Source organism: Butyricimonas synergistica DSM 23225, from assembly GCF_000379665.1.
In the GTDB taxonomy this organism is placed as follows: domain Bacteria; phylum Bacteroidota; class Bacteroidia; order Bacteroidales; family Marinifilaceae; genus Butyricimonas; species Butyricimonas synergistica.
The window spans coordinates 1,819,514-1,845,386 of record NZ_KB903359.1 but is presented as its reverse complement, the minus strand read 5'-3'; the positions used below and the strand labels follow the sequence as shown (position 1 = coordinate 1,845,386).

The following is a 25,873-nucleotide window of genomic DNA, read 5'->3' as shown; positions in this document are numbered from 1 at the left end:
AATAACAAATTGAGAACTTATAATTGAGAATAAGCATGGCATTAACATATAGTAGATTTTAGAGGAAGCGAGATACCCGAGTTTACGAATGCATATACAGAGTTCTTCAACCACTTTAGATTATTTATTCCTCTGGTAAAGGCTTCAAAAGCGAATAATCTTCAAGACCGCTTCTTTAAAAAAATGGTAAATAGGTTCGCTTTCAAAGAAATTCCAAATACAGGATTGGGGTTTTCGAAAGGCAACACAAAAGGAAGGGGTATTAGCGGTGCCCTATCTATATAACTTGCTCATAGTGCATACACCATCATAAATGCAGGTCTTGAAGATCCTGAGATATTTGGTTTAATGCAGTTAATAGAGGATAATATGGCGGCTGATAGAATCAGTGATATGACCATTGCCATCCTGCAAAAGCATTTTAACAGTTTAATGGTAGATGATACCCTATTTGCCCAAAAGGAAGCTGTATGCATTCGAACTATCGAGAGTTTACGGGATGAAATTATCCATAACGGATCGTTCGATTTTCATTATGCCCTTTACCATGGATTGATTAATGATAGTGTTTAAGAACGAAATATCAGGCCGACGGGTAGTTCTGCCGGGTTGATGTTATATTAATTTCCGATTTATGAAAGATCGAATTTGGCTTTCTCTCGCTCACATGGGTGGACGGGAGCAGGAGTTTATACGCGATGCGTTTGACACGAGTAGGGTGGTCTCGTTGGGACCGAACGTGAACGTTTATTTGCGCTGGGATCGGGTGGGGACAGATGCTCGTGCTGGAAGAGCACGTGAGGGGAAGGCGGGAGATGCATGATTTGTACGTGCAGTTGTTGAAGGAGGTGAAGGGAGTGCGGGTGATGTGCCAGCCGGGGGAGGAGATTTTAACTCGAACTATTGGTTGACGTGTATCACGGTGGAGCCGGGAGAGGTGGGGTTTATGCGGGAGGATGTGAGGCTGGCGTTGGAGGCGGATAATATAGAGTGCCGCCCGTTGTGGAAGTCGATGCACTTGCAGCTGGTATTCAAGGATGCGTTCCACCCTTTATTTTTTACACGTTGGTGGGGAAAGATTTGGATGAGAAATAAAAAGATTGCTATATTTGGTTTTAAATAAATGGATGAAATATAAACACGATGGGAACGGGTGATTTTAGAGAGTATTACATAGATCCACGGACGGATTTCGGTTTCAAGTATCTTTTCGGCACGGAACTGAACAAGGACTTGCTGATCGGTTTCTTGAATGCGTTGTTTCACGGGACCCGCGTGATAACTGACGTGAAATACTTGAGCAACGAGCACCTGGGGACGGCATTGGACACTCGCGAGGCGATATTCGACGTTTATTGCGAGAGCGAGAGCGGTGAACGTTTCATCGTGGAGATGCAGAACGTGTTCCAGCGTTTTTTCAAGGATCGTAGTATATTTTACTCGACGTTCCCGATCCGGGAGCAGGCGAAACGAGGGGAGTGGGATTTCCGGCTGGATGCGGTTTACACGATCGGTATCTTGAATTTCGTTTTCGACGAGGACAGGGAGTCGAGCGATTACTATCACCACGAGGTGAAGTTGATGGACGTGGAAACGAAGAAGGTGTTTTATGACAAGTTGACGTTCATCTACCTGGAGTTGCCCAAGTTCACCCGTGGGGAGGACGAGCTGGAGACTTTGTTCGATAAATGGATGTACGTGTTGAAGAATCTCTCGCGTTTGTTGGCACGCCCGGCAGCCTTGCAGGAGCGAATTTTTACTCGATTGTTCGAGGCGGCGGAGATCGCCCGTTTTAGCCCGGGGCAACTTCGTGAGTACGAGGATAGCGTGAAGGCCTACCGTGACGTGGTGAACGCCGTGAACACGGCGAAAGAGGAGGGTTTGGCAGAAGGGTTGGCAAAAGGATTGGAGAGAGGGCGAGAAGAGGAAAAGCTGGAGATTGCCCGTCAGATGAAATTGTCCGGTTTGCCTGACGAGTTGATTTTGAAATGTACGGGTGTTGAGCCGAACGATCTTGATGAATTGTTAACTTCGGGGAAATAGCTAGATGATATTTCTGGATTTGAAAATTGAGGGTTGAAAATTGGAAATGATGAAAGTTGAGGATATGCCTCGGGAAAAGAGTTCCCGGGGCTTTTTGTTTTATAATATTAAATTGAAATTTTTATGATTGAAAAGTTAGAAAACGCGAGATTGTTCTCTTGATTAGAGGATACTCGTGGCGAAATCCTTTTTTTGATCAGAAAAGGTGGATTGATAATCAGTGCCTTATTTTTTATTTTGTCCATATGTGTGGAGTGTGTAGTAAAGGAATTTCGCGGGTGCAGTAATTTTGTTGCCGAAAACGAGAGAGAATTGAACGTTAGTATTCATTTAAAATGTAAGCTTATGGCAATAGTAAGAAATTATTTAGGAATTAGAGGACGAATCGGTGGTTTTGTCTTGTATCGCTTGGGTGATAAAACTTTTTTAAGAAAGTGGGTGAGGAGGAATAAATCCAGTACCGAGGAGCAACAAGCGGTGAGGGCGAGGTTCCGGGCGGCTGTCCGGTTTTACCAGAAAGTGCAGGATACTCCTTTGAAGAGGATGTTGGACATTTCGGCTCAAGGGATTTGTGTTAGCGGGTATGCTTTTCACATGAAGGTGAATTTGAAAGCCTTCCGCCCGGACGGGAAGATCGGGGATTTTTCACAACTTCAATTTACGGCAGGGAAACGAGAGCAGGGGTATAATTGGAAGGGGTGGATTGACAAGCAGGGTGAGGTGGCATTGGAATGGGAAAATAGTGTGAAAGGCAATTTGAAGGGACGGCGGGATCGGTTGATGGTCGCGGTGTTGCACGAGGGGCGTTCGTTTTCGCCCGTGTTGGCGGATGAGGTGAATGCCCGGCGAAAGGATGGGAAAGCTACGTTCAGGGTGCGGCGTGTGAAGAGGGAGAAAGTGCACGCGTATTGTTTCTTTATGTCCCCGGACGAGAAACAGTTGTCGGTAAGCCAATATGTTTGCCTAGAGGAGAGGGAATGAAACCGGTGACAGATGTGGTTAACGCGGTCGGCGAGTTGATCGGTCGGTTGACACTCCCGGGGAGGGAGAAGAAAGAGTTGGAGGCGGAGATTTTGAAACTGGTGTACGATCGGGAACGGGAGATGGCAGAAGCACAGGCAAGCGTGTTGCGGGAGGAGGCGGCCGGCAATTGGTTACAGAGGTCGTGGCGACCGTTGGTGATGTTGACGTTCGCGGTGATTGTTCTGGCGGGGGCGTTTACAAGTTTGCCGATCCTGGAGGATTCTTCCCGGTTTTGGGATTTGCTGGAAATCGGGTTGGGCGGATATATTGTCGGGAGAAGCGGGGAGAAAATGTTGTGGGCTATCGCGCAAAAACGACGCTAATTTATTGATTTACGATTTATTAATTTAAAGATTTTGGTTATGGCATTTTCAATTGAGAATGATTGGTTAGAGGGTGACGGGGTGGTTCACCTGAGTTGCGTGAAGAATACGCGGGCTATTGTCGGACCGGACATGATTATTTTGCATTACACGGCAGGAGCGGGTTGCATGTCGTCTGCTTATTACCTGACCCGACCGGATGTGGCGGCTTCGGCTCACCTCGTGATCGGAAGGGCGGGGGAGGTGGTTCAACTGGTGCCGTTTAACATTGAGGCTTGGCATGCCGGCAGAAGCTGGTATGCGGGACGGGGAGAGTTGAATCATTATTCTATCGGGATCGAATTGGATAACCTGGGGCAACTTCGTTTGGAAGGAGGAAAGTTTGTGGCGGAGTGTGGAAGGGTGGTTCCTTTCAAGGAGGTGTACACGGATGATTCCGGGGAAGGACTTACTTACTGGCACAGGTACACGGAAGTGCAAATGGAGGTGTTACGGTATGTGTGCCGGTTACTGAAGAAGCGTTACCCGATAAAGTACGTGGTTGGGCATTCGGACGTGACGGCGAGGAAGGTGGATCCGGGACCAGGGTTACAATTTAGTGATTTATGATTGGGGCGGTGCGCAACGCTTCAATCGAGAGTGTGAGTTTTTTATTTATTAACTATTTAAATTTTGTTGTTATGGCAATATTTGATTCTAATTTACTGGGAAAAGTAACGAAGTCCGTCGGGAACGTGACGATGTGTTACACGAATAAGAAGAATATCGCGAAAGCGAAGGTCTTCAAGAGGAAAGATAAACCGACTTCGGAGATATTGGATCAGCGGGCACGGATGAAGGTGTTGGTGCAGTTGGCTCGTCGGTTGTTAGCGGTTATCCGGAAAGGATTTGAAGGTACCGGGAACGGTACGACTTCCAATGCTTTTGTCAAGGAGAACATGGGTGCCGTGAGTGTGGCAGAAGGACACGTGGCGACGATAGAGTTCGAGCAGTTGAAGGTGGCATCGGGGATACTTCGTGTGCCGGAAGTTACGGCAACGTACAGTGCGGAGACGAGCAAATATCTGTTCGAGCAGGCGGGAGATGAAGACGAGGATGCTTTTTCGTTGGTGAATGATAAGGTGTATGCCGTGTTGTTCGAGACTGCGTTGAAACGGCTGAAGATTGTCGCGTTGAGGGACAGAGGCGAGAGTGGCAGTACCACTTTCCCGCTTCCGAAAAATTGGGATACGACGAAAGTGGTGGCATATTGTTTTGCCACGTCGAAGAACGGCAAGTTGGTATCGGATAGTGACTACTTGAGTATCGAGTGATTTAATGATTTCCGATGAAGTGATTTATGATGGGCGCTTATGAGGGTGTGTTGCGACACACCCTCTAGTTCGTAAGGTCAAGTGATGCACAAATTATAGACAGACAATGTGATCAATGTATGTTTCTTTTGAAGTGGAGGGCTTGGAAAAAGTTTTCAGTATGATGAAAATTTATGGCTGATTGGGGAAAAGTTTTCATTATAATGAAAATGGAGCCCGTTACAGGCTCCATTTTTTATTAGTTTTATTTTTTCAATCGCTCTGTGAGAAGAGGGACAATCTTGCGGACATCTCCAACGATACCCAAGTCTGCCACGTTGAAGATGGGGGCGAACTTGTCTTTGTTGATGGCGATGATGTAGTCGGATTCTTCCATACCGGCAAGGTGTTGGATCGCTCCGGAGATACCCATGGCGAAGTACAAGTCGGGACGTACGGTTTTACCGGTTTGTCCCACCTGGCGTTCGTGACCGAGTACGCCGGCATCTACCATAGCACGGGATGCGGATACTTCCGCACCAATGGCGCCTGCCATTTCGCGTAACATGTCGAAGCCTTCGGCATTACCTACTCCACGACCACCGGAAACGAGAACGTTAGCCTCGGTGATGTCGATCAGGTTTTTCGTTTCTTTCACGGTTTCGATCACCCGTACGCGGAATTTAGATTGGTCGAAGTTGATTTTCACGTCTTCGATAGTTCCTTTCCGGTTCAAGTCTCGCTGTCCCATACGCATTACCCCCGGGCGAACGGTTGACATTTGCGGGCGGTGTTCTTTACAAACGATGGTTGCCATCAGGTTACCCCCGAATGCCGGACGAGTCATTAACAGACCTCCGTCTTCACCGATTTCCAATCCGGTACAGTCTGCTGTCAAACCGGTTTCTACACGTGCGGACAGGCGAGGTCCCAAGTCACGACCGATCGTGGTGGCACCGATTAACACGATGCTCGGTTTGTTCTCGGTGATGATTTGATAGATTGCTTGCGCGTAAGGTTCCGTGGTATAAGTCGCGAGTTCCGGAGCGTCTACCCGCAACACGGTGTCGGCGCCGTAAGCAATACATTCCTGTGCTTGCGTGGAAAGGTTATGTCCGAGTAACATGGCATATACTTTCTCGTTCAAGGCATCAGCTAATTCTCTGGCTTTGCTCAACAATTCCAGAGCCACGTTTTGAAGCACGCCTTCTCTTTGCTCAACGAAGACGTAAACGTTTTTATATTGTGCTTTGTCCATTCCTGATATTTTAAATAATAAACTTCTCTTTTAGCTTGTTGATAATGATGTCTACGGCTTCCGCTGGTTCTACTTCGTAGATTTGTCCTGCAGCTTTCACACCTTTCGTGAATGATTTGAATACACGGGTGGGTGAACCGTTCAGACCGATCTTCTTATCGTCAACAGTGATGTTGTCGTAAGTCCAAGTTTCGATTTCCTTATCATAAGCTTCCACGATTCCTCTCACGGACATGTAGCGGGGTTTTACGCCTGATGCCAAAGCGGTGAATACGCACGGGGCATCGACTTCCACCATCTGGTAGCCTTCTTCCATGGATTTCTTCACGGTAAATGTCTTATTACCGTCGAAGGTCAGGCTTTCCACGTAGGTTACCTGCGGTAAATCAAGATGTTCCGCGATTTGCGGTCCTACTTGTGCGGTATCCCCGTCAATAGCCTGGCGTCCGGTGATTACCAGGTCGAAATCCAACATTTTCAAAGCGGCGGCAATGGTATGAGAGGTTGCCAAAGTATCGGCTCCTCCGAATTTGCGGTCGCTCAACAAGATAGCACGATCAACTCCCATGGCGTAAGCTTCTCTCAAGATGGCTTCAGCCTGTGGCGGTCCCATCGTGACAACCGTCACGTGTGCACCGTATTGATCTTTTAATTGGAGGGCGAACTCGAGTCCTCCTTTATCGTCAGGATTCATGATACTGGGTACCCCGTCTCTGATAAGGGTTCCTGTAACGGGATCCAGTTTGATTTCCGTGGTATCCGGAACTTGTTTAATACAAACAACTATCTTCATTTCAATCGTCTTTTACTTTAATAAATTTGCAGCAATCACCATTCTTTGAACTTCCGAGGTTCCCTCGTAGATTTCGGTGATCTTGGCATCTCTCATCATTCTTTCAACCGGGTATTCACGGGTGTATCCGTATCCGCCGTGGAATTGTACCGCCTTGGTTGTTACTTCCATGGCTGTTTCGGCTGCAAATAATTTACACATGGCAGCATCCGTGGAATAAGCCTCTTTCTGGTCTTTCTTGTAGGCGGCTTGCCTTACCAGCAGGCGAGCTGCTTCGATTTTGGTTTGCAAGTCTGCTAATTGGAATTGCGTGTTCTGGAATTGACCGATGGCTTTCCCGAATTGTTTGCGTTCTTTCACGTATTTCACGGTTTCGTCCATGGCTCCTTGTGCGATACCCAAGGCTTGAGAAGCGATACCGATACGTCCGCCGTCAAGTGTTTTCATGGCGATACCGAAGCCTTTGCCTTCTTGTCCTAACAGGTTTTCTGCCGGAACGATACAGTTTTCCATGATTAATTCGCAGGTCGCAGAACCGCGGATACCCAATTTTTTCTCTTTTTTACCCACGGAGAATCCCGGGAAATCTTTTTCCACGATGAAGGCAGAGATACCTTTGGTCCCCTTGGATTTGTCGGTCATAGCCATGATGATGTACACGTGAGCGTAACCGGCGTTGGTAATGAATATTTTGGAACCGTTGAGCACGTAATGATCTCCCTCTTTCACGGCAATGGTCTGTTGTGCGGAGGCATCCGTACCGGCGTTAGGCTCGGTCAATCCGAATGCTCCGATCCATTCCCCGGAGGTCAGTTTGGGAAGATATTTTGCCCGTTGCTCGTTGGTTCCGTGTTCCATGATCGGGGCGCAGCACAGAGAGGTGTGTGCGGACACGATCACACCGGTAGTGGCACATACGCGGGATAACTCCTCTACAGCCATCGTGTAGAGAATGTTGCTACCTCCGGCTCCGCCATATTCCACCGGGAACGGAATACCCATAATACCCAATTTCGCCATTTTTTCAACGGTTTCGATGGGGAATCTTTCCGACTCGTCCACTTCTGCCGCCAAGGGTTTTACCTCTTTTTCCGCGAACTCTCTTATCATTTGTAAGAAGAGTTGCTCTTTTTTTGATAGACTGAAATCCATTATTATTAATGTTTTTTTAATTGATTGAAGCTAGTTATAATCCTAAATCAGCATTTTTTTAAAATCAACGCCGTTCCCATACCTCCCCCTATACAGAGGGAAGCCATACCTACTTTAGCTTCACTGTTTAGCATTTCATATACAAGTGATACGATGATGCGGTTGCCCGATGCCCCGATGGGGTGACCCAGTGCAATAGCACCACCGTTTACGTTTGTACGTTCGTTTATCCATTCCCTCGTTACGCCGTGTTGTGCCATCAGTTCATGAATTACTCCCAGTGATTGTGCTGCAAACGCTTCGTTCAGTTCGATCACGTCAACATCAGATAGTTTAATGTTAGCGTTCTTCAGCGCGTTGGCGATTGCTGGCACTGGTCCCATACCCATGATGGCGGGATCCACACCGCCTTGCCCGACACCGATAATCTCGCATAGGGGAGTTAAATTGTTCTGTTTAACAGCCTCTTCCGACGCGATCATCACGAATGATGCTCCGTCGTTGATTCCGGAAGCGTTACCGGCTGTCACGGAACCCTCTTTCTTGAAAGCGGGACGCAAGGTCGATAATTTTTCCAGGGATGTCTTTCTGTTGGGGAATTCATCCGTATCGAATTGTAAAACTTCTTTTTTCATTTTATATTCGATAGGCACAATTTCGGCTTTGAATTTACCATTATCGATAGCAGCGATAGCACGCTTCTGCGATTCCATGGCAAATTCGTCCTGTTCCTCGCGGCTGATGGAATATTTTTCTGCAATATTCTCTGCCGTGACTCCCATGTGGTACCCCTCGAAAGCATCCGTGAGACCATCGAATACCATGTGGTCGATGACGGTTACGTCTCCCATGCGGTGTCCGTCACGGACGTGCCCGGGGAGAATGTAACCGGCTTTTGACATGGATTCGGTACCTCCCGCGATGATCAGGTTCGCCAATCCCGCTTTGATAGCGCTTACGCCGTTGAGTACGGCTTTCATGCCGCTACCGCATATCATGTTGATACCGTAGGCCGGTACTTCCTGGGGGATACCCCCTTTGATAGATGCCTGACGGGCTACACCCTGACCCTGTCCGGCAGATAGTACGTTACCCACGATTACCTCATCGATATTGGCAGGATTAACTCCGGTTTCTGCAATAATATTTTTGATTACCGCTGCACCGAGGTCTGCTGCTGATAAAGAAAGAGTACTTCCCAAAAATTTGCCGATCGCTGTTCTTTTTGCTGCTACGATATATGTCTTCATTATTGAGGCATAGGTTTTAAGTCTTTAGAAACTATTAATTCACAGCCTGTTGCTGCTTTGATGTCATCCAATGTAAATTCACTGTTTAATTCTACCAGTTCGATACCTGCCGGGGTAACGTTCATCACACCCATTTCGGTGATAATCATGTCGACCTCGCCGGCTGCCGTCAACGGCAGGGTACATTCTTTTAGTATCTTGTGGCTTCCTTTTGCCGTGTGTTCCATGGCAAGGATTACTTTTTTAGCACCGACCAGAAGATCCATGGCTCCACCCATACCCGGGGCTTTTTTGCCGGGGATGATCCAGTTTGCCAAGTTCCCTTTCTCGTCTACCTGTAAGGCACCAAGAATGGTTACATCCACGTGTCCACCCCGGATGATACCGAAGGAAGTGGCACTGTCAAAGCTGCATGCCCCGTCAATAGCCGTGATGAAACCACCGCCGGCATCCGTCAGTTCCGGATTTTCTTTTCCGGCTTCCGGTTTCGGTCCCATGCCCAACAATCCGTTTTCGGATTGCAGTACCACGTGTACGTCACTCTTCAAGTAGTTCGGAACCATTGTCGGTAATCCGATACCCAAGTTTACCACGTCGCCGTCTTTTAATTCGAGAGCTACTCGCTTGGCGATCACTTCTCTTACTTGATCTTTATCCATAACCGTTTTGATTTTTGATTTCAGATTTCGGATTTTAGATTAATAGCAATCATAAATCGTAAATCATAGATCGTAAATTTAATTATTTATTTCTTCTTCTAACAAATTCTTGTGCAACAAATGAAGCCACGTCGTCGGCGTAGGTGTTCATCCCGAATCCGGCGTCGTAACCCAATTCTTTTGCTAATTCGTGGGAGATACGGGGTCCGCCGCAAGCAAGGATAACCTTGTCTCGCAAGCCTTCCGCCTCGAGCATCTCCACGAGTTCAATCATGTTGTGAATATGCACGTCTTTCTGTGTAACGGTCTGTGAAACCAGAAGGGCGTCCGCTTTCAGTTCGATGGCTTTGGCTATAAATTCTTCGTTGGGAACCTGGCTACCCAAGTTGTGGGCTTCGATCATGTCATATCGTTCCAAGCCGTAGTGTCCCGCGAAGCCTTTCATGTTCATGATGGCGTCGATACCCACGGTGTGGGCGTCGGTTCCGGTGCTGGCTCCCACGACAATTAACGGGCGTCCGATGTTTTCACGGATAAACTCGTCTGTTTCGTGCATATCCCATTTTGTACCTTCCACTTTCGGCACGTGGATATTCGTGTAATCCACGGTGTGCGTGCAGCTCCCGTAGCAATTGAAAAAGGTGAATCCCTTGGTCAATTCCTTGTGATACACGACTTGCGGGTTCTCGAAACCCATTTTCTTCAACAATTGTTTCGCGGCTTCGATAGCCTCGTCCCCGGCGGGAACGGGCAACGTGAAACTCAATTGAGTTTTCCCGTCGTTCATAGTGTCGCCGTAGGGTTTTATTTTTTTCAGATCCAGCGTCTGGTCGAAATCATTTTTCTCGGTAGAATATAATCCTCCACTCATAGTGTCGCTCCTTTCTTTTCAATTCTCAATTTTCAATTTTCAATTGTTATTAAGCATTAGCTCAATAAACGGGTTGTAGTAATTGGCTCCCTTTGCCGCTACACCGTCAAGTCCTTTACCGCCATTCTTCGGGCGTTTCACGTCTCCAAAGATACCTTTTTCAAGTGCGGTGAAAAGTCCTTCCCGCTCGATGTTCTCGAGTAGCGCGATAGCGTTGTCCAATACCTCTTTGGCACGACTTTGGATGATCCCGTCCTTTTTGAATTCTACCTCGTCGCCGATGTTTTTCATGTTACCGAAAATGTATTTGGCATTCTCGATAGAAAGGTAACGGTCGGACATGAAAGGCGTGTGGATAGCTTCCGTCGGCATTCCCAATAGTTGGATACCTTGTGAAGTCCATATCCCGATCATGTTGAAAAGTGCATCCTGTATGTGTCCGCGGAAAATGTTTCCCGTCATGAATTTGGTCGGAGGCATATATTTTAAAGTGGCTTTCGGGAAGATCTCCCGGGTCATTTGTGCTTGGGAAAGCTCCAGCAGGAACCCGTTTTCCAACGAGGGGTCCATTTCAAAAGCGTGTCCCAATCCCATTTGTTCTTCTTTCAGCCCGGCGATTAAAGCCAGTTGTTCGTTAATCAGGTCGGAAGCCAGCACGGTATGGGCTTGTTCCACGGCGTCGGCGGTAGTCAGGTAGTTATCCTCACCTGTGTTGATAATGACTCCGGCGAATCCGTTGATGACCCGTGACATGAATTGGTCGACCAGTGTACGTTGCATATTGATGTCGCGGAACAGGATACCGTAAAGGGCATCGTTCAGCATCACGTCCAAGCCTTCCAAAGCACCCATGGCGGCAATTTCCGGCATACACAACCCGGAACAGTAGTTACACAAGCGGATATAACGTCCTACTTCTTCACCCACTTCGTCCAGTGCTTTACGCATGATGCGGAAGTTTTCCTGGGTAGCGAAAGTTCCCCCGAAACCTTCGGTGGTAGCTCCATAAGGCACGTAATCCAACAAACTCTGCCCTGTTGTACGGATTACGGCGATAACGTCGGCTCCCTGGCGTGCGGCTGCTTGAGCCTGTACCACGTCCTCGTAGATATTTCCGGTTGCCACGATCACGTATAGGTAAGGTTTCGGACCTTCGCCTATCGTTTTCAAGTAATTTTCTTTCTTGGCGCGGCGATCACTGATGCGTTTGATACTTGCGTCCACGTAAGGTTTCAAGGCTGCCTTGATCTTGTCCATCGGGTGAACGGGCAACGTGGTCATATCCAGCTGTCCCTCTGCAACTTTCTCTGCTATTTGTTGCGGGTCCATTCCGGTTTCCACGATCGTGTTACCCAAGAAAAAGAGAATACCTTGACTTAACACTCCTTTGTCTTTGATCTCGTCTACCAAGACGTTGGGAAGCGGTACCGTGTTGGCATCAACGCCATCAATACCGAGCAAGCGGCATAATGTACGCTCAACGGCAACGGTAGAGTACTGCTCCACGAATTTCTGTACATCGTCGGCTATCTTTCTAGCCACGTCTTTCGCGTGTGCTACTTTGTTGAAATCTAACCCTAATTTACTGTTCTGCATATTTTTGTTCTGTTATAAATTCTGTTCCAAATAATTCTCTGCCTTATCCAGCAGTTCGTCGTCTATACCCAGGATGCGGGCAATGCGCATCGCTTCCTGCGGGACGGAGTTTTGAGTATCCTCGACCAGCGAGTAATCGATAAACTCGTTTATGTTATTAATGGTCAGCTGACCGTTTATTTTATCTTTTATAAATCCTTTTACCCGCATTTTCCTGCATCCGGCTTTTATGCCGCTGTAATGCGAGGTAATCAGGGAACGGGCACCCTTGTCCGTCAGGAAGTCGAGCGTCGCGTTGACAATCGCTTTCCCTTCCGCGGGATTGGTCGTCCTTGCCAGTTCGTCGATCAGGATAAGGGCGTTTTTGCCTGCTTTCACGTCCTGAACGATGGTGTTTAGCCTTAACATTTCCGAAGCGTAGGAGGAAAGACCGCTCAGCTCGGATTGCTCGTCGCCGATGCACAAGAGTACCTCGTCAACCAGCGCGATTTCCGCGTGTTCTGCCGGAACGTAGAAACCGAATTGGAATAGGGTTTGGGCTAAAGCAACCGTCTTTAGAATAACGCTCTTGCCTGCCATGTTGGCTCCGGTGATCAGGCACGCCCCGGGGGCGATGTCTATATCGATAGCCTGGAATTTTTTTCCCTCTTGCCGCAGAACTTCTTTTACCTGCGGGTTGAAAATATTTTTGTAACGAGTGACCGTTTCCGTGATCTCCGGCTTGCACAGTCGCATCTCGATAGCCTGCTTTGCCTTGGCAAGTAAAATATCGAGCGTTGCCACTTGCGCGATAGCCTCGTTAATTTCTTGTTTGTACGGATGTATTCGTGTAGACAATTCTTCCCGGACACGATCTTCCAACATCGTATGCTCGAATTGCAATTGATCCAGCTGTTTGTCTTCGGTCTTGGCATCCATTTTCAGAGCCTTCATTTTTGCCCGTAGGGCTGCCAATTCTTCGGAATAAGCATCATAAACGTAGAAATGAGGGATACGCATTTTCTCCGGGTCAAGGATGTTGACGACCGGTTCCAAGTCCGGAAGTACTACCACATCAATGCGCGCGGCAAGCAATAATTGCCTGATCTCCATGACGAGCAACGAGAACGATTTTAATTCAAACAATTCAATGTCATCCAATGCTTGTGATTCGGTTATCCGGTTTGCTGTACCCCGGATATCTTTCACCTGCATAAGTTTCACGTTGATTTTGGTGATGGTGTCGGTCAACAGGGAATCACGCAGGAGGTTGACAGCCGCTTCCGTTTTGTCCAGTTTGGCGACAATCTCTTCTTTCGTGTGTAAATAGAGTTGTGTATTCAATACACGTTTTGCCAGCCCGGATTGAATCTCCAGTTGGTCGATCATGTACCTGAACCCGTTTACTTCTTCTATCGCGCTACGTAAAAACACCTTACTATTTATTTTGTGATTTAATAATCACTGAATTTTTAAATTTTCAATTCTTTTCACGTCATACACCGGGATGCCCAGGCTTTCTTGCATGGCAACCCGCAATTCGTCCGAATCCAGGCAGTATCCATCCGGTGATTGGGGATTTATACAGACTGCCAGTAGTTTACTTTTTTGCAAAACCCGTATGGTACCGCCTTTTTTCACGAAAGCGTAATAGGTTTCCATGGAAGCGAACATTTTCGTGAAGTCCCGCATGATTAGCGTGATCTCCCGGATTTGTTTCTGCTGCCGGAGGAAATGCAATAATTTGTCACTAATGGCACCTGCCACGTACAACGTGTTCCCGTGCTTGAAGACATCTTCTTTTCTGTTTTCAAGCATAAACACGGAGGGGATATCCAGATCGTGGACGTTTCCTTCCTCGTCAATCGACCACACGCCTTGCTCGATGCCCGTCAGCTTCCGGATAATATCGGGAGCCGCTTCATCCAGGCATATGAGGTCGTAGACGTATTTTGTCTTTCTTACCAGTTGAGGAATATTGCAGGACAGTGCGGCTCCCGTGGCTAATACCATGGCTTCAGTCACCGCCGGAGAGCTTAGGCTGAGGCGGGAGAGGGCGCCGTCTACAATCGTCGTGTCGACATCGAAACGCTTCATTTCATGGATCAAGGTTCGCAGCGACCCCGTGTCGGCGGGACCGGATAATAGCACTTTTCCCGAAGAGACGGCTCTAGCCGTAACCAGTCGTCCCAAAGAGGTTTGTTGCGTGCTGACATCCATGATCTCTGCCACCAGCCTCTTGCTCCGGTAGTGCATCTCGGATGTGATGAATATCATATCCTCGAATATCTCTATTTCCGGTTTCGGTGTCTGGCAGACTTGATCTTTGCTTTCCCCGTCAATGCCTATGGAGGTTAGGGCAAAACGCTTCCCCGTATTCTTCACGTGCCGAAGAATATAGTTCAAGCATTCTGTTTTCCCGGCGTTCTTAGCCAGTCCCACGATTGCAATACTGTTGTATTTTAATATTTCCTCGATAAACACAATCAATTGTTGATTTAGAGATTAAATGATTCGGTGATTTCCGGAGAAGCGATGAATCACTTAATCGGAAATCACAGAATCATCGAATCGATTTATTCGTGGTGATTTCTCTCGTTACGAGCCAAGTGTTTCGGTTCGATAGAGAGGGCGTCACCATTCAACAGAGCGGCTACGCCTTCTTTGCGGGCTTTTTCGCATTCCGGGCAGTGGCACTCTTCTTTATAGTTTTCCGGTTCCGTGTAGGTCGTGATAACACCTTCGTAGTTTCTCAATACAACACGTTTCGGTGACTGAGAAAGAACATAATTCGGCATTACCGGTGTTTTTCCACCTCCTCCGGGAGCGTCTACCACGAACGTGGGAACTGCATATCCGGAAGTATGACCGCGCAAGTTCTCGATGATCTCGATACCTTTGGATACGGGAGTACGGAAATGCTCGATACCCATGGAAAGGTCACATTGATAAATGTAATACGGGCGAACGCGCATTTTCACCAACCCGTGCATCAATTGTTTCATCACGTAAGTACAGTCATTGATGCCTCTCAACAGTACGGTTTGATTCCCCAACGGGATACCCGCATCGGCAAGACGTGCACAAGCGGCACTTGATTCCGGCGTGATCTCGTTCGGGTGATTGAAGTGGGTGTTCAACCAGATCGGGTGATACTTCTTCAACATATTAACCAGCTCCGGGGTGATTCTTTGCGGGCACACCACGGGAGTACGGCTTCCGATTCGGATAATCTCCACGTGCGGGATGGCTCTCAATTTGCTGATAATATATTCCAAACGTTCGTCGCTTACCAGCAACGCGTCTCCTCCCGACAACAGTACATCCCGTACTTGCGGGGTTTTGGCGATGTACTCGATACATTTATCGATACGTTCGGTCGGGGAAGCACTATCCTTTTGTCCCGCGAAACGCCGGCGGGTACAATGACGACAATACATGGAACATTGGTCCGTGATCAGGAACAACACGCGATCCGGGTAGCGGTGAGTCAAACCCGGTACGGGAGAATCACTGTCTTCGTGCAAAGGATCCAACAGGTCGGCTTCCGATCTGTGCAGTTCTAAAGCGGAAGGAACAGCTTGTTTGCGAATCGGGCAATACGGGTTATTCTTGTCAATTAAGCTCAAGTAATAAGGGGTAATCGCCATTCTTAAAGTCTTCAAAGACTCGCGGATACCATCCTCTTCTTCTTTGGTCAACTCGATGTACTTCTTTAATTGCTCGAGTGTTTCAATTCTGTTTTTCACTTGCCATTTCCAATCGTTCCATTGTTCGTCGGTAACTTCTGGGAAAAACTCTTTTCGTCTGCTTTCTGACATCACTTGTAATATTTTAGATTTTAGATTTTGAATTTTAGATTTTAGATTGCCTCGCGCAAATCCGCCTTTTTGTTGAGTATTAAATTTGTTAGAGGTTATCAATTTATTTCACATACAATTTTTCAAACAACTCCCGGATCTCGGCAGATTCCCGAATAATATTCAGGGTTAATTCCGCGTGTCCTTTCGCGTAACCGTTTCCCACGATTAAATTTATATCTTTTCCTACTCCCTCGGCTCCCAGTGCTGCTTTCGTGAAGCTGGTAGCCATAGAGAAGAAGTAAACACATCCTTGTCCTTTTGTGACTAGAATAGAGGTCATTTCGGTCGAGGGAACATTCACGTTATTGATTGTCACCTCGCAACCTCTTTCTCCCGCGATAGCGGTCACTTTCTTGTACACGTCCATCACTTTTGTCGCGTCGGCAACAATCACGTGAGTGGCGAGATTCATGTCTTTTATCCTTCGGGCATTCTCTTCCGAGTATTCTACCACGATAACCTTTCCGTAAGGTCCTACGTTTTTCATTGCCTGGTAGCAGCAAAGTACTCCGGACTTTCCGCCTCCCCCGATGATACAAACCGTATCACCTTCTTTTACCAGACGTGCCACTTGAGCCGGTGCTCCTGCCACGTCCAACACTGCCAATGCCAATTTCTCCGGTATGTCATCCGGCAGTACGGCATATAAGCCGCTTTCGAAAAGAATCGCTTGCGCATCCACGTCAACCTGATCGGATACGGGGTCGAGATTCTTGATTTTATTGATTTTCAAAGGTGTCAGGGAAAGGGATACCAGCGTCGCGATCTTGTCACCCACTTTCAATGATTTATCCGGGAATGCCGGACCTATTTCTTTTACCGTACCAATCAGCATACCCCCCGAACCGGTCACCGGATTTTGCATCTTGCCCCGTTCCTCCACGATCGAGAGAATCATCTCTTTCATTTTTGACGCGTCCCCGCCGCAAGCACCCTTGATCTGCGTGTAACTGGCAGAGTCAATATTCAGTGTTTGCACGTCTATCAACAACTCGTTGTCGTAAATGCTCATCGTGTTATCCAGCTTCAGTGCCGGTTGGGGAAGTGTTCCTTCCGGGGTGATAACCCTATGTGTACCGTATCTACAACCTTTGTCCATCGAATAATTTTAAATTTTAGATTTTAGTTTATGATTTACGATTGACAATTACCGTGTAAGCAATCATAAATCGTAAATCATAAGTCGTAAATTAATTAAGCGTAAAGTTCTGTAAAGATCTTTCTTAAGGCTTCTGATTCTCTCAGTTCTTGAAGAGTGATCTCTGCATGACCTTTCGTGTAACCGTTACCCACGATCATCGTCACGTCGCTTCCTACACCTTCGGCGCCAAGAGCGGCTTTCGTGAAGCTGGTTGCCATAGAGAAGAAGTAAACGATACCCGTGTTCTTTGTGCAAAGGATAGAGGTCATTTCCGTGTCAGTGATGTTCACGTTGTTGATCGTTACGTCACACATCTCACCATTCGTCAATTCAGAGATTTTTTCCATTACCGGAACAGGTTGAGTTGCATCGGCAGAGAATACATAGTCGCAGAAACCAAGTTTCTGTAAACGTTCCGTACTCTTCTGGCTGTGGCACAAACCGATTACTTTACCGGTAACGCCTGCACGTTTTTTAGCCTCGTAGCAGCACAACATTCCGGATTTTCCACCTGCACCGATGATCAATACGGTATCGCCCGGTTTTACAAGTTTGGCTGTTTGTGCGGGAGCTCCGGCAACGTCCAACGCGGACAAGGCAAGGTTCTCCGGAAGGTCGGCCGGGATCTTAGCGTAGATACCGCTCTCGAAAAGGATAGCCTTACCGTCGATGTCCACTTGGTCGATGTCCGGACGGATATCTTTGATCTTGTCGATACGAAGCGGGGTCAAAGAAAGAGAAACCAAAGTAGCGATTTTGTCACCTTCTTTCAAATCGATTTTGCCTTTCAGTGCATCACCGATTTTCTCAACCGTACCTAACAACATACCACCTGATCCGGTTACCGGGTTGCGGTGTTTACCTTGTTTTTCCACGATACCCATCATGATCTCGGCAATCTTAGCTTTGTCGCCTCCGGCTTGTTGCTCGATTTGGGTAAAGCTGGCTGAGTCGATATTCAAGGTTTGAACGTCAATCAAGATCTCGTTGTCATAGATCTCGTCCATGTTGTTGTCAATCTTGTTAGCGGGTTGTGGCAATACGCCCTTCGGTTCGATTACACGGTGAGTTCCGTATTTGTTTCCTTTCTTTTGCATAATATTTTGGATTTAGAAATTTAAGAAATCGATGTTATTTTAATGGTTTTAATCCTAGAATTACTCTTGCTTCAGCCGAAGTTGCAACTTCGCGTCCCAGCTCTTTTGCCAGACGGACTACTTTCTCAACTAATTCTCCGTTTGACTTCGCCAGCACGCCTCTTTCGAGATAAAGATTATCTTCAAAACCTACTCTCACGTTACCGCCCATGACGATAGCGGCGGCTGCAAGGGGGAAGGCATGGCGACCGATACCCGTTGCGGTCCATGTGGAACCTGCGGGAATGGCGTTTACCATCCAGCTAAGATTTTGAACCGTGGCGGGAGTACATCCGGGAACGCCAAGAACGAAATTGAATTGCATGGGAACCCCCGGAACTTGTCCTTTTCTGGCCATATTTAATATGGTATCAAGATGTCCCATTTCAAAGCACTCGTATTCCGGTTTGATGTTGTTTTCCAGCATTCTTTTGCCGAAATCTCTCATCATGGGCATGGTGTTTTCAAACACGTCATCACCGAAGTTACAAGTACCGCAATCGAGGGTTGCCATCTCGGGGAAAAGCTCTGTCGGTTGCAGACGTTCTTCCGCGGTCATACCCACGGCACCTCCGGTTGAGGGAATAATAATCACATCGGGACATACTTTATAAATGGCGTCAAGACACTCTTTGAAACGAGCTTTGCTTTGGGTCGGAGTACCATCATCTTCACGAACGTGAAGGTGAACAATGGCAGCACCCGCATCTACAGCAGATTTGGCTTCTCTCACGATTTCTTCTACTGTATAAGGAACGGCGGGGTTTTGTTCTTTGGTAACTTCAGCCCCGCAAATGGCTGCTGTGATAATTAATTTCTCCATAATGATAATTTTTTAATTTTTTCTCTGGTCTTCCTTTTTGACAACACAAGTCCCGCTGGCACGGCAAACCACGATGGGTTCTTCCAACACGTCGGCGGCAGAAGGAGAGATGTCCGGTCTGGAAACTACCACTTTCTTCGCTTCGAAAACCATCTTGCGGGAAGTGTTCCCTACTTTCACGATCTCCCCGGTTGCCTCGATATAGTCCCCGGCGTAAACGGGTGCAAGAAATTCGATATTGTCGTAAGCAACGAACAGCCCTTCATCCCCGTCGTGCATGATTAACAATTCCGTGGCAACGTCACCAAACAAGTGTACCATGTGTGCGCCGTCTACTAAATTCCCACCATAATGAGCATCCTTCGCGCTCATCCTTAAACGTATCATTGATTTTTCCATCTTGCTTTTAATTTTTAATTTTATTCTTCAATCGTAAATCGTAAATCACTTAATGATATAGTCTACCATAATAGACGGTGTCTTCACGTTCTCGGCAGCGATTTCGCCTACTTCCACGAGTTCGTTCACTTCTGCGATCACCAGGTCGGCTGCGGCAGCCATTAGCGGGTTGAAATTTTGTGATGTCCCCCGGTAAACCAAGTTCCCTGCTTTATCTCCAAGGCTTGCACCCACGAGAGCAACGTCAGCTCTTAACGGTTTTTCCAGCAAATAGTCTTTACCGTCCACGTTGATGATTTGTTTTCCCTCGGCAACGATCGTGCCCATTCCGGTTTGAGTCAGGATTCCGCCCAATCCGCAACCGCCCGCACGCACGCGTTCGGCTAAAGAACCTTGCGGGCAGAACTCGATTTCCAGTTCTCCGCTATTCATTTGCTCACTCGTGCAAGGATTCGTGCCGATGTGTGACACGAAAAGTTTTTTTACTTGCTTGTTAGCGATCAACTGACCTACACCTCTGTCCGGGAATGCCGTGTCGTTGCAGATCAATGTGAGGTTCTTCACGCCTGATTTTGCCAAAGCGTCCACGATCTTGTTAGGGGTTCCGTTCGCCAGGAATCCGCCTACCATAATGGTCATACCATCTTTTACTTTTGATATAGCCTCTTCGATAGAAATAAATTTACTCATAAGGAAGCATTTTTATATTGATTCAGTTAAATATTTAACACATTCGCATTGATTTGTCAAATTTATATCATTTCGGGCAATAAATGAAATATTTTCAACATAAAAACGGAAAAAATTCTTTATTGAGAATCATTTTACGTAGTTGAAAAATATCTTTTGTCATTTCATCCTGTTTCACGGCTTTAAAATTAAGAAATTTATTTTAAATACCCATGCCTTTGCCGTGTTTTCTCCTTTATTGCAAGTATTTTGATGGTACTCTTTACCGATGTTAATCAATGCGTTATACTATTGTCATTCTATTGCTATTCTATTGTTATATTATTTAAATAGAATAATGGTAGTTTTGTAAAAAAATTTATATACCTTAGAACCTCTGTCAAACTACGGGAAGATAGGGAGAAGAATAGAAGTTAAACTATTGTAAATAAAGATTATCATATGGCAGTTGTCAAAGATGGTTTGTTTGGAAGAATGAGCGGAAGGTTGGGACGCGGCGTGTTCGCTTATAATAGAATGGGGAAAATAATACTGAGAAGGTCGCCGGGAAAACGGAAAAAAAGCAGTGATAAACAGGAAAAGTCCATGAACGTTTTTTCGCTGATGAACGGGTTGTACCCTTACGTGAAAAGGACACTGGGAATACCCGTGTGGAAATTGGCGGGGGCGAAGTACGGGAAGATGGCGAACAATTATTTCACGAGCGTGAACAGGGGGATTTTGAATGATGACGGGATGATGCGCGATTACGGGCAATTCGTGTTGACGGAGGGGGAATTGTTGAATCCTGATGGCATGGCGGTGGAGGCGATGGGTGATGGGCAGTTCCGCGTGACGTGGGTGGCGGAAGGGGGATGCCGCACCCGAGGGGGGAATGACCGCCTGATGGTGCTCGTTTTGTGGGAGGAGAAAGATGGAGAGCCATTGACCTTCGGGTTCAAGTGGGCGAAGGACGTGACGGGAAAGCGAAGCGAAGGCTCGGGCACGTTCTCGTTGCCGTTCGCGAGAGAGAAGGAGTTCCTGCACGCGTATTGTTTCTTCGGTGCCGCGGACGATTCCGCTTACTCGAGGAGCGTGCATTTCGTGTTATGACTATTTGGCGATATTGCTCCTTTTGAAGCAGACATATTCACGAAGTGTTTTCCCGGATTCGATCCGGGTCAAGTCGTTTAGATAAGCGGGTGATTGAGGCATTTTTTCATGAATGTACTTGATGGATCGCGATTCTGTTTTGAGTTCTTGTCCTGATTGGAAATATTCTTCCAGGAATTGGTCGAGTAATTCTAGCGTGTCCGTGTTGAGGTTAGCGCGGGTAATGAATTGGCGTTCGTAAAAACGCAGGCAATAATCCAGGAGCAATTCAAGATATATGGTCGTTAACCTTAGGCTGAACTTGTCGATATCCCGTTGTAACTCTTGTCGGATGTTTCCCAGGCATTCCAGTACGGTCTGTTTTTCTTGTTCGGACAGGTGGAGGGATTCATTTTCCCGGTACGAGAAAAAGGTATATTCTGCTTTTTTATAGGCGAGTAGCGTGTTATTCAATAAGTCCGGGTGAAACAGGATACCGGGGTGTCCCGGGAGGGCATCTATGTCGACAAGTGTTCCGGGTGCTTTGAATACCAGCGTCCCGGATTGGAAGTCATGGCTGCGCCGACCGTATCTGAAATCCCCGCATTCCACTTGTTTGAAAAACAGCGCATAAAAATTGCCGCTGACGGGGAGGCGTTTGAATTGTTGCGTCCCGGACGGATCAATTACACTTATTAGCGGGTGTAATGTTTTTTGCCCGATCAGCTTGTTGTATTGATTCAGCGTTTCTATTTTTAGCGTACGTTCTGTCATGGTGCTCATAACTTCCTTCCGGCACACGGGTATGATTCCTCTTATTTAATGATGTCGATTTCCCGTAACCACTTCTCTACTTGAGGACGGGCTGAACTTGCCATTCCGCCGCCAGTAAGAAATCCTTTCTTGTTTGTAGCTTTGCTTGTGTTTTTCACGAAATCTTTGAAGCAATTCTGCTCGCCTCCTCCGCCGTGAGTGCAGAAAGGAATGACGATTTTGCCTTCCAGTTTATAACTTTCGAGGAATGTCAGGATCGGCATCGGCATTGTCCCCCACCAGTTCGGGAATCCCACGAATATTATATCGTATTCTTCCATGTTTTTAACCTTCGTTTTTAACTCCGGTCGGGCGTTTGTTTCTTTTTCTTTCTTGGCGACTTCCGTGCAGGTATGGTAGTCTGACGGGTAAGGTTTGGCGACCTCGATTTCAAACAAATCACCGCCTGTCAATTCTTTGATGTGGTTTGCCACGGCTTTTGTGTTCCCGCTCCGGGAAAAATAAGCGACCAAAACTTTTTTGCCGCTAGTGGTTTTCTGTGCTTCTACGTTCATGTTGAGTGTCATCATCATTGTCGCGATTATAAAAAAATACTTTGTTGTCATTTTAATAGGGTATTATGTTTGTTACTTTGTTTTTAAATCTCGAATTTCGTCGTTCCCAGCCATTTGGCAATTTCCGGGTCATAATGGTCGAGGAATAGACTTTTATTCATATCAAGTGATGCTATTGCCTCTACATCAGCCGCGTCCAGTTGGAAATCAAAAATCCGGAAATTCTCGATGATTCTTTCTTTGTGCACGGATTTCGGGATGGCGACAACGCCCCTTTGTGTCAGCCAGCGAAGTATGACTTGCGCCACGGACTTGTTGTGTTTTGCGGCGATGGAAACAAGCGTGGGATTCCGGAACATATCGTTGCGTCCTTCCGCGAAGGGTCCCCATGACTCGATGCGTACCCCGTACTCATCCATCAATACTTGGTCTTTCGTGCGCTGGAAGAATACGTGAGTTTCTATTTGGTTGACGGCGGGGACAATTTTGTTGTGAAGAATCAAGTCTACCAGGCGGTCCGGATAGAAATTGCAGACCCCGATAGCCTTAATTTTTCCTGCCGCGTACAATTCTTCCATGGCACGCCATGCCCCGTAGTAATCGCCAAAAGGCTGGTGGATTAGGTACAAGTCGAGATAATCCATTCCCAGGCGGTCGAGGGATTTTTGGAAAGCAGCCTTTGCACCCTCGTAACTCGCGTCCTGTACCCATAGTTTTGTCGTGATAAAGAGCTCCTCGCGGGGTACCCCGCTACGTTTGACCGCCTTGCCGACGGCTTCTTCATTCACGTAGGCTGCTGCCGTGTCGATCAGGCGGTAGCCCGCCTGTATGGCATCAAAAACACTGCGCTCGCATTCATTCACGTCGCTGATCTGGTAAACGCCGAATCCCAGAATCGGCATCTCTATACCATTATTTAATACTGCTTTTTCCATGTCCGTGTTGTTTTATTTGTTTTTGTATTACAAAATTACGGACAGAAAGCGGGAAGCGTGGAATACGAATTACGGATATGCTTACCAATATTACTGATTTATCTATTCCGGGATATTGGTTCGAATAACTTAATTATTTTTTCACGCTATCTCTGTATTCCAACGGGGACATCCCTGTCATTCTTCGAAAAAAACGGCACATGTAGGGCGGGTCATCAAAATGCAACTCTGCCGCGATATTCTTGATGGATAGGTCTGTATTTTGGAGAAGAATTTTTATGGAAACTATAACAAACCGGTCGATCATCTCTTTGGGAGAGATATTTTCAATCCGGTGGAATAATTTATACAGGTAATCCGGTGTTATGTGCAGTTTGTCGGCATAGTATTTCACGTCGTGGTGTTTCGTGTGGTGCCTGCTCAGCAGGGTGTAGAAATCATTGTACAGTTTCCAGCTTCTGTTCTTCGAGAAATTGCTGACTTCCTCGATTCCCGTTCTTCTCATTTCATTGTCGATGGCGACGAACAGGTTGTAAAAGTTGTTTCTCACGACATCTTTCGCTTGTTCTGTATCGCAATGGTTGATAATCCAATCGGTTTGTATGAACCAATGTTTTAGTAGTCGGTCCTGTTCGGGGGTCGTGGGAAGCACGGGATGCTTGTAGAGCAGGTCCCAGAAAGAGGAGGCCACTTTGTAAAACGTTTCGTCGGCAAGTGCCTTGGGAACGGAAATGTAATACGCGTGGAAATCTCTTGACAGTTCGATGGGGATGAATGGTAAATCCCCCGTGAGAACGACCAGGCAGCCGGCGGATACTTTCATCTCGCGGAAGTCGATGCTGACCACTCCATGTCCTTGGGTGCACCGGAGCAGCGTGCAGCCGTTGATGTCGACAATTTTACCTATTCCTTCTTTCAGGTCCGTTTCTCCCGATATGCCGTATCGGGTTATTTCCCATAGTTTGTATTTAGCTTTATTCATATCTTCTGCAAAATTATTACTTTCTTTTCAAACGAATCTCTTGTTGTCCGAAAAAGTACCCGACTTGTCGGGATAAAAGTATATTGTTGCATGGAGGAACACGGTAATTTCGCGACCGTGATTTCGATTACAAATTAAAGTTAGATATATGCGATTCAGAACAGTTGTTTTATCGGCTTGCCTGGCACTCCTGACGGCGTGCGGAAACGAGCGTCCCGCCCCGGGGAGAGAGCGGGTTTATCCGGTATTTAAGGTTACGACCACGTCGGTCGATATTGTAGAGTCCTACTCGGCCACGATCGAGGGCTGTCAGGACGTGGAGATTTATCCGCAGGTGTCGGGAACGATTTCGAGTTTGATGGTAAAAGAGGGTGAAAAAGTGAAGAGGGGGCAGTCTCTCTTCGTTATCGATCAAGTGTCCTATCGGGCGGCGTTAAGGACAGCGACGGCCAGTGTCCACGTTGCCGAGGCTCAGGTAGAGACCGCGAAGCTTGAGTATGACAGCAAGCGGATTCTATTCGACGAGAAGGTCATCTCCGAGTACGACCTTTCCATGGCAAAGAATGCTTTGACCATTGCCGAAGCGAACCTGGAACAAGCTCGAGCGCGGGAAACCAACGCGAAAAACGATCTGTCATATACCGAGGTGCATTCCCCCGTCGATGGGGTGGTTGGAACACTTCCTTTCCGGGCAGGTGCATTGGTTGGCCCGTCCATATCCAAACCGCTGACAACGGTGTCGGACACGAGACAGATGTATGTCTATTTTTCCATGAGCGAGAATCAGATCCGCAACCTTATCCGTCAATACGGATCGCCTGATGAAATGATCCGCAAAATGCCGGATGTAGAGCTGCGACTCAACGACGGGTCCATTTACGAAAGCAAAGGTCGGATTGAAACGATTAGTGGGATCATCAATTCCCAGACGGGTACGGCGTCTGTCCGCTGCGTGTTCCCGAATGAAAAACGCCTGTTGTTCAGCGGTGGAGTGGGAAGCGTGATTCTGCCCCATGAAGAACGGGGCGTGATAGTCATCCCTCAAGGAACAACTTACGAGATTCAGGACAAGATATATGTATATAAGGTCGTTGACGGTATGGCAAAGTCCACCGAGATCAGCGTGGATAAACTTAATAACGGTAAAACATACCTTGTCCGCGGCGGTTTACAAGAGGGAGATGTTTTGGTTCGTGAAGGTGTGGCTATGTTGAAAGACGGTGCCCCCGTATCCATAAAAAATGATTAAAGTATAAAGGAACAAGT

The 25,873-nt window shown here is 47.1% G+C and carries 28 protein-coding genes and 1 pseudogene; 10 read left to right on the top strand and 19 right to left on the bottom strand.

Going from position 1 to position 25,873, the window contains the following annotated elements; all coding sequences use genetic code 11:
* The first annotated feature begins 348 nt into the window (after window positions 1-348).
* The 8 genes and pseudogenes from A3CY_RS23180 (at window position 349) to A3CY_RS0108045 (ending at window position 4,702) form a co-directional block, all read left to right on the top strand.
* Window positions 349-573: a hypothetical protein gene (locus tag A3CY_RS23180; RefSeq protein ID WP_018337408.1), complete on the top strand. Its 225-nt coding sequence runs from the start codon at window positions 349-351 to the stop codon at window positions 571-573.
* Window positions 574-634: 61 nt separating this feature from the next.
* Window positions 635-823 (top strand): hypothetical protein, encoded by a 189-nt coding sequence (locus A3CY_RS22925; RefSeq protein ID WP_155828218.1) that lies wholly within the window; start codon window positions 635-637, stop codon window positions 821-823.
* A pseudogene (locus tag A3CY_RS23490) lies at window positions 750-1,042 on the top strand (DegT/DnrJ/EryC1/StrS family aminotransferase); the annotation flags it as partial. The gene A3CY_RS22925 and the pseudogene A3CY_RS23490, both read left to right, overlap by 74 nt.
* 101 nt (window positions 1,043-1,143) lie before the next feature.
* A complete protein-coding gene (locus A3CY_RS0108070; protein WP_018337406.1) occupies window positions 1,144-2,043 on the top strand; it encodes an Rpn family recombination-promoting nuclease/putative transposase in 900 nt (299 codons plus the stop codon).
* A 345-nt stretch (window positions 2,044-2,388) separates the two neighbouring features.
* Window positions 2,389-3,024: a hypothetical protein gene (locus A3CY_RS0108060; protein ID WP_018337405.1), complete on the top strand. Its 636-nt coding sequence runs from the start codon at window positions 2,389-2,391 to the stop codon at window positions 3,022-3,024.
* A complete protein-coding gene (locus tag A3CY_RS0108055) occupies window positions 3,021-3,389 on the top strand; it encodes a 3TM-type holin (RefSeq protein ID WP_018337404.1) in 369 nt (122 codons plus the stop codon). Before A3CY_RS0108060 ends, A3CY_RS0108055 begins: the two co-directional genes overlap by 4 nt.
* Window positions 3,390-3,428: 39 nt before the next feature.
* Entirely contained in the window at window positions 3,429-3,998 is a 570-nt protein-coding gene (locus tag A3CY_RS0108050; RefSeq protein ID WP_018337403.1) for an N-acetylmuramoyl-L-alanine amidase, read from the top strand.
* Window positions 3,999-4,069: 71 nt separating this feature from the next.
* The gene (locus A3CY_RS0108045) at window positions 4,070-4,702 is read left to right on the top strand and encodes a hypothetical protein (protein ID WP_026207444.1); all 633 of its coding nucleotides are present in this window, start codon (window positions 4,070-4,072) and stop codon (window positions 4,700-4,702) included.
* Window positions 4,703-4,946: 244 nt separating this feature from the next.
* On the opposite strand, the gene A3CY_RS0108040 is transcribed toward A3CY_RS0108045, so the two are convergent.
* The 15 genes from A3CY_RS0108040 to A3CY_RS0107970 all read right to left on the bottom strand — a co-directional run bounded on the left by A3CY_RS0108040 (window position 4,947) and on the right by A3CY_RS0107970 (window position 20,291).
* Entirely contained in the window at window positions 4,947-5,939 is a 993-nt protein-coding gene (locus A3CY_RS0108040; RefSeq protein ID WP_018337401.1) for an electron transfer flavoprotein subunit alpha/FixB family protein, read from the bottom strand.
* Window positions 5,940-5,949: 10 nt separating this feature from the next.
* Complete coding sequence (locus A3CY_RS0108035) at window positions 5,950-6,732, bottom strand: electron transfer flavoprotein subunit beta/FixA family protein (protein ID WP_018337400.1); 783 nt, start codon at window positions 6,730-6,732, stop codon at window positions 5,950-5,952.
* A gap of 12 nt (window positions 6,733-6,744) precedes the next feature.
* Window positions 6,745-7,884, bottom strand: a complete 1,140-nt coding sequence (locus tag A3CY_RS0108030; RefSeq protein WP_018337399.1) for an acyl-CoA dehydrogenase — start codon at window positions 7,882-7,884, stop codon at window positions 6,745-6,747.
* Between the two features lie 47 nt (window positions 7,885-7,931).
* Complete coding sequence (locus tag A3CY_RS0108025) at window positions 7,932-9,134, bottom strand: acetyl-CoA C-acetyltransferase (protein WP_018337398.1); 1,203 nt, start codon at window positions 9,132-9,134, stop codon at window positions 7,932-7,934.
* Window positions 9,134-9,793: a 3-oxoacid CoA-transferase subunit B gene (locus A3CY_RS0108020; protein WP_018337397.1), complete on the bottom strand. Its 660-nt coding sequence runs from the start codon at window positions 9,791-9,793 to the stop codon at window positions 9,134-9,136. Before A3CY_RS0108020 ends, A3CY_RS0108025 begins: the two co-directional genes overlap by 1 nt.
* A gap of 82 nt (window positions 9,794-9,875) precedes the next feature.
* Window positions 9,876-10,664, bottom strand: coding sequence for a lysine 5,6-aminomutase subunit beta (kamE, locus tag A3CY_RS0108015; RefSeq protein WP_018337396.1), 789 nt, complete (start codon window positions 10,662-10,664; stop codon window positions 9,876-9,878).
* A gap of 39 nt (window positions 10,665-10,703) precedes the next feature.
* Entirely contained in the window at window positions 10,704-12,260 is a 1,557-nt protein-coding gene (kamD, locus tag A3CY_RS0108010; RefSeq protein ID WP_018337395.1) for a lysine 5,6-aminomutase subunit alpha, read from the bottom strand.
* Window positions 12,261-12,272: 12 nt separating this feature from the next.
* The gene (kamC, locus tag A3CY_RS0108005; RefSeq protein ID WP_026207442.1) at window positions 12,273-13,673 is read right to left on the bottom strand and encodes a lysine 5,6-aminomutase reactivase ATPase KamC; all 1,401 of its coding nucleotides are present in this window, start codon (window positions 13,671-13,673) and stop codon (window positions 12,273-12,275) included.
* Window positions 13,674-13,700: 27 nt separating this feature from the next.
* Complete coding sequence (gene kamB / locus A3CY_RS0108000) at window positions 13,701-14,723, bottom strand: lysine 5,6-aminomutase reactivase subunit KamB (protein ID WP_316244989.1); 1,023 nt, start codon at window positions 14,721-14,723, stop codon at window positions 13,701-13,703.
* Window positions 14,724-14,815: 92 nt separating this feature from the next.
* Window positions 14,816-16,060, bottom strand: a complete 1,245-nt coding sequence (gene kamA, locus A3CY_RS0107995; RefSeq protein WP_018337392.1) for a lysine 2,3-aminomutase — start codon at window positions 16,058-16,060, stop codon at window positions 14,816-14,818.
* Between the two features lie 103 nt (window positions 16,061-16,163).
* Window positions 16,164-17,201 carry an L-erythro-3,5-diaminohexanoate dehydrogenase gene (gene kdd, locus A3CY_RS0107990; RefSeq protein WP_018337391.1) on the bottom strand — a complete coding sequence of 346 codons (1,038 nt, stop codon included), beginning with the start codon at window positions 17,199-17,201 and terminating at the stop codon, window positions 16,164-16,166.
* A 95-nt stretch (window positions 17,202-17,296) separates the two neighbouring features.
* On the bottom strand, window positions 17,297-18,340 hold the full coding sequence (gene kdd / locus A3CY_RS0107985; protein WP_018337390.1) for an L-erythro-3,5-diaminohexanoate dehydrogenase: 1,044 nt from the start codon (window positions 18,338-18,340) through the stop codon (window positions 17,297-17,299).
* 34 nt (window positions 18,341-18,374) lie between these two features.
* Window positions 18,375-19,202 (bottom strand): 3-keto-5-aminohexanoate cleavage enzyme, encoded by an 828-nt coding sequence (kce, locus tag A3CY_RS0107980; protein WP_018337389.1) that lies wholly within the window; start codon window positions 19,200-19,202, stop codon window positions 18,375-18,377.
* A gap of 12 nt (window positions 19,203-19,214) precedes the next feature.
* Entirely contained in the window at window positions 19,215-19,601 is a 387-nt protein-coding gene (gene kal / locus A3CY_RS0107975) for a 3-aminobutyryl-CoA ammonia lyase (RefSeq protein ID WP_018337388.1), read from the bottom strand.
* A 45-nt stretch (window positions 19,602-19,646) separates the two neighbouring features.
* Window positions 19,647-20,291, bottom strand: coding sequence for a CoA transferase subunit A (locus A3CY_RS0107970; RefSeq protein WP_018337387.1), 645 nt, complete (start codon window positions 20,289-20,291; stop codon window positions 19,647-19,649).
* Between the two features lie 441 nt (window positions 20,292-20,732).
* On the opposite strand from A3CY_RS0107970, the gene A3CY_RS0107965 reads away from it, so the two are divergent.
* Window positions 20,733-21,383: a hypothetical protein gene (locus tag A3CY_RS0107965; protein ID WP_018337386.1), complete on the top strand. Its 651-nt coding sequence runs from the start codon at window positions 20,733-20,735 to the stop codon at window positions 21,381-21,383.
* Here A3CY_RS0107965 and A3CY_RS20555 read toward each other — a convergent pair whose 3' ends face one another.
* From A3CY_RS20555 to A3CY_RS0107940, 4 genes are all read right to left on the bottom strand, one after another.
* On the bottom strand, window positions 21,384-22,136 hold the full coding sequence (locus tag A3CY_RS20555) for a hypothetical protein (protein ID WP_018337385.1): 753 nt from the start codon (window positions 22,134-22,136) through the stop codon (window positions 21,384-21,386). It abuts the gene before it with no gap.
* Window positions 22,137-22,177: 41 nt separating this feature from the next.
* Window positions 22,178-22,708, bottom strand: a complete 531-nt coding sequence (locus A3CY_RS0107955; protein ID WP_018337384.1) for a flavodoxin — start codon at window positions 22,706-22,708, stop codon at window positions 22,178-22,180.
* Window positions 22,709-22,773: 65 nt separating this feature from the next.
* Window positions 22,774-23,625 carry an aldo/keto reductase gene (locus tag A3CY_RS0107950; RefSeq protein ID WP_018337383.1) on the bottom strand — a complete coding sequence of 284 codons (852 nt, stop codon included), beginning with the start codon at window positions 23,623-23,625 and terminating at the stop codon, window positions 22,774-22,776.
* A 133-nt stretch (window positions 23,626-23,758) separates the two neighbouring features.
* Window positions 23,759-24,607: an AraC family transcriptional regulator gene (locus tag A3CY_RS0107940; RefSeq protein ID WP_018337381.1), complete on the bottom strand. Its 849-nt coding sequence runs from the start codon at window positions 24,605-24,607 to the stop codon at window positions 23,759-23,761.
* 148 nt (window positions 24,608-24,755) lie between these two features.
* Here A3CY_RS0107940 and A3CY_RS0107935 point away from each other — a divergent pair, with 148 nt between their 5' ends.
* Window positions 24,756-25,856 carry an efflux RND transporter periplasmic adaptor subunit gene (locus tag A3CY_RS0107935; RefSeq protein WP_018337380.1) on the top strand — a complete coding sequence of 367 codons (1,101 nt, stop codon included), beginning with the start codon at window positions 24,756-24,758 and terminating at the stop codon, window positions 25,854-25,856.
* The last annotated feature ends 17 nt before the right edge of the window (window positions 25,857-25,873 follow it).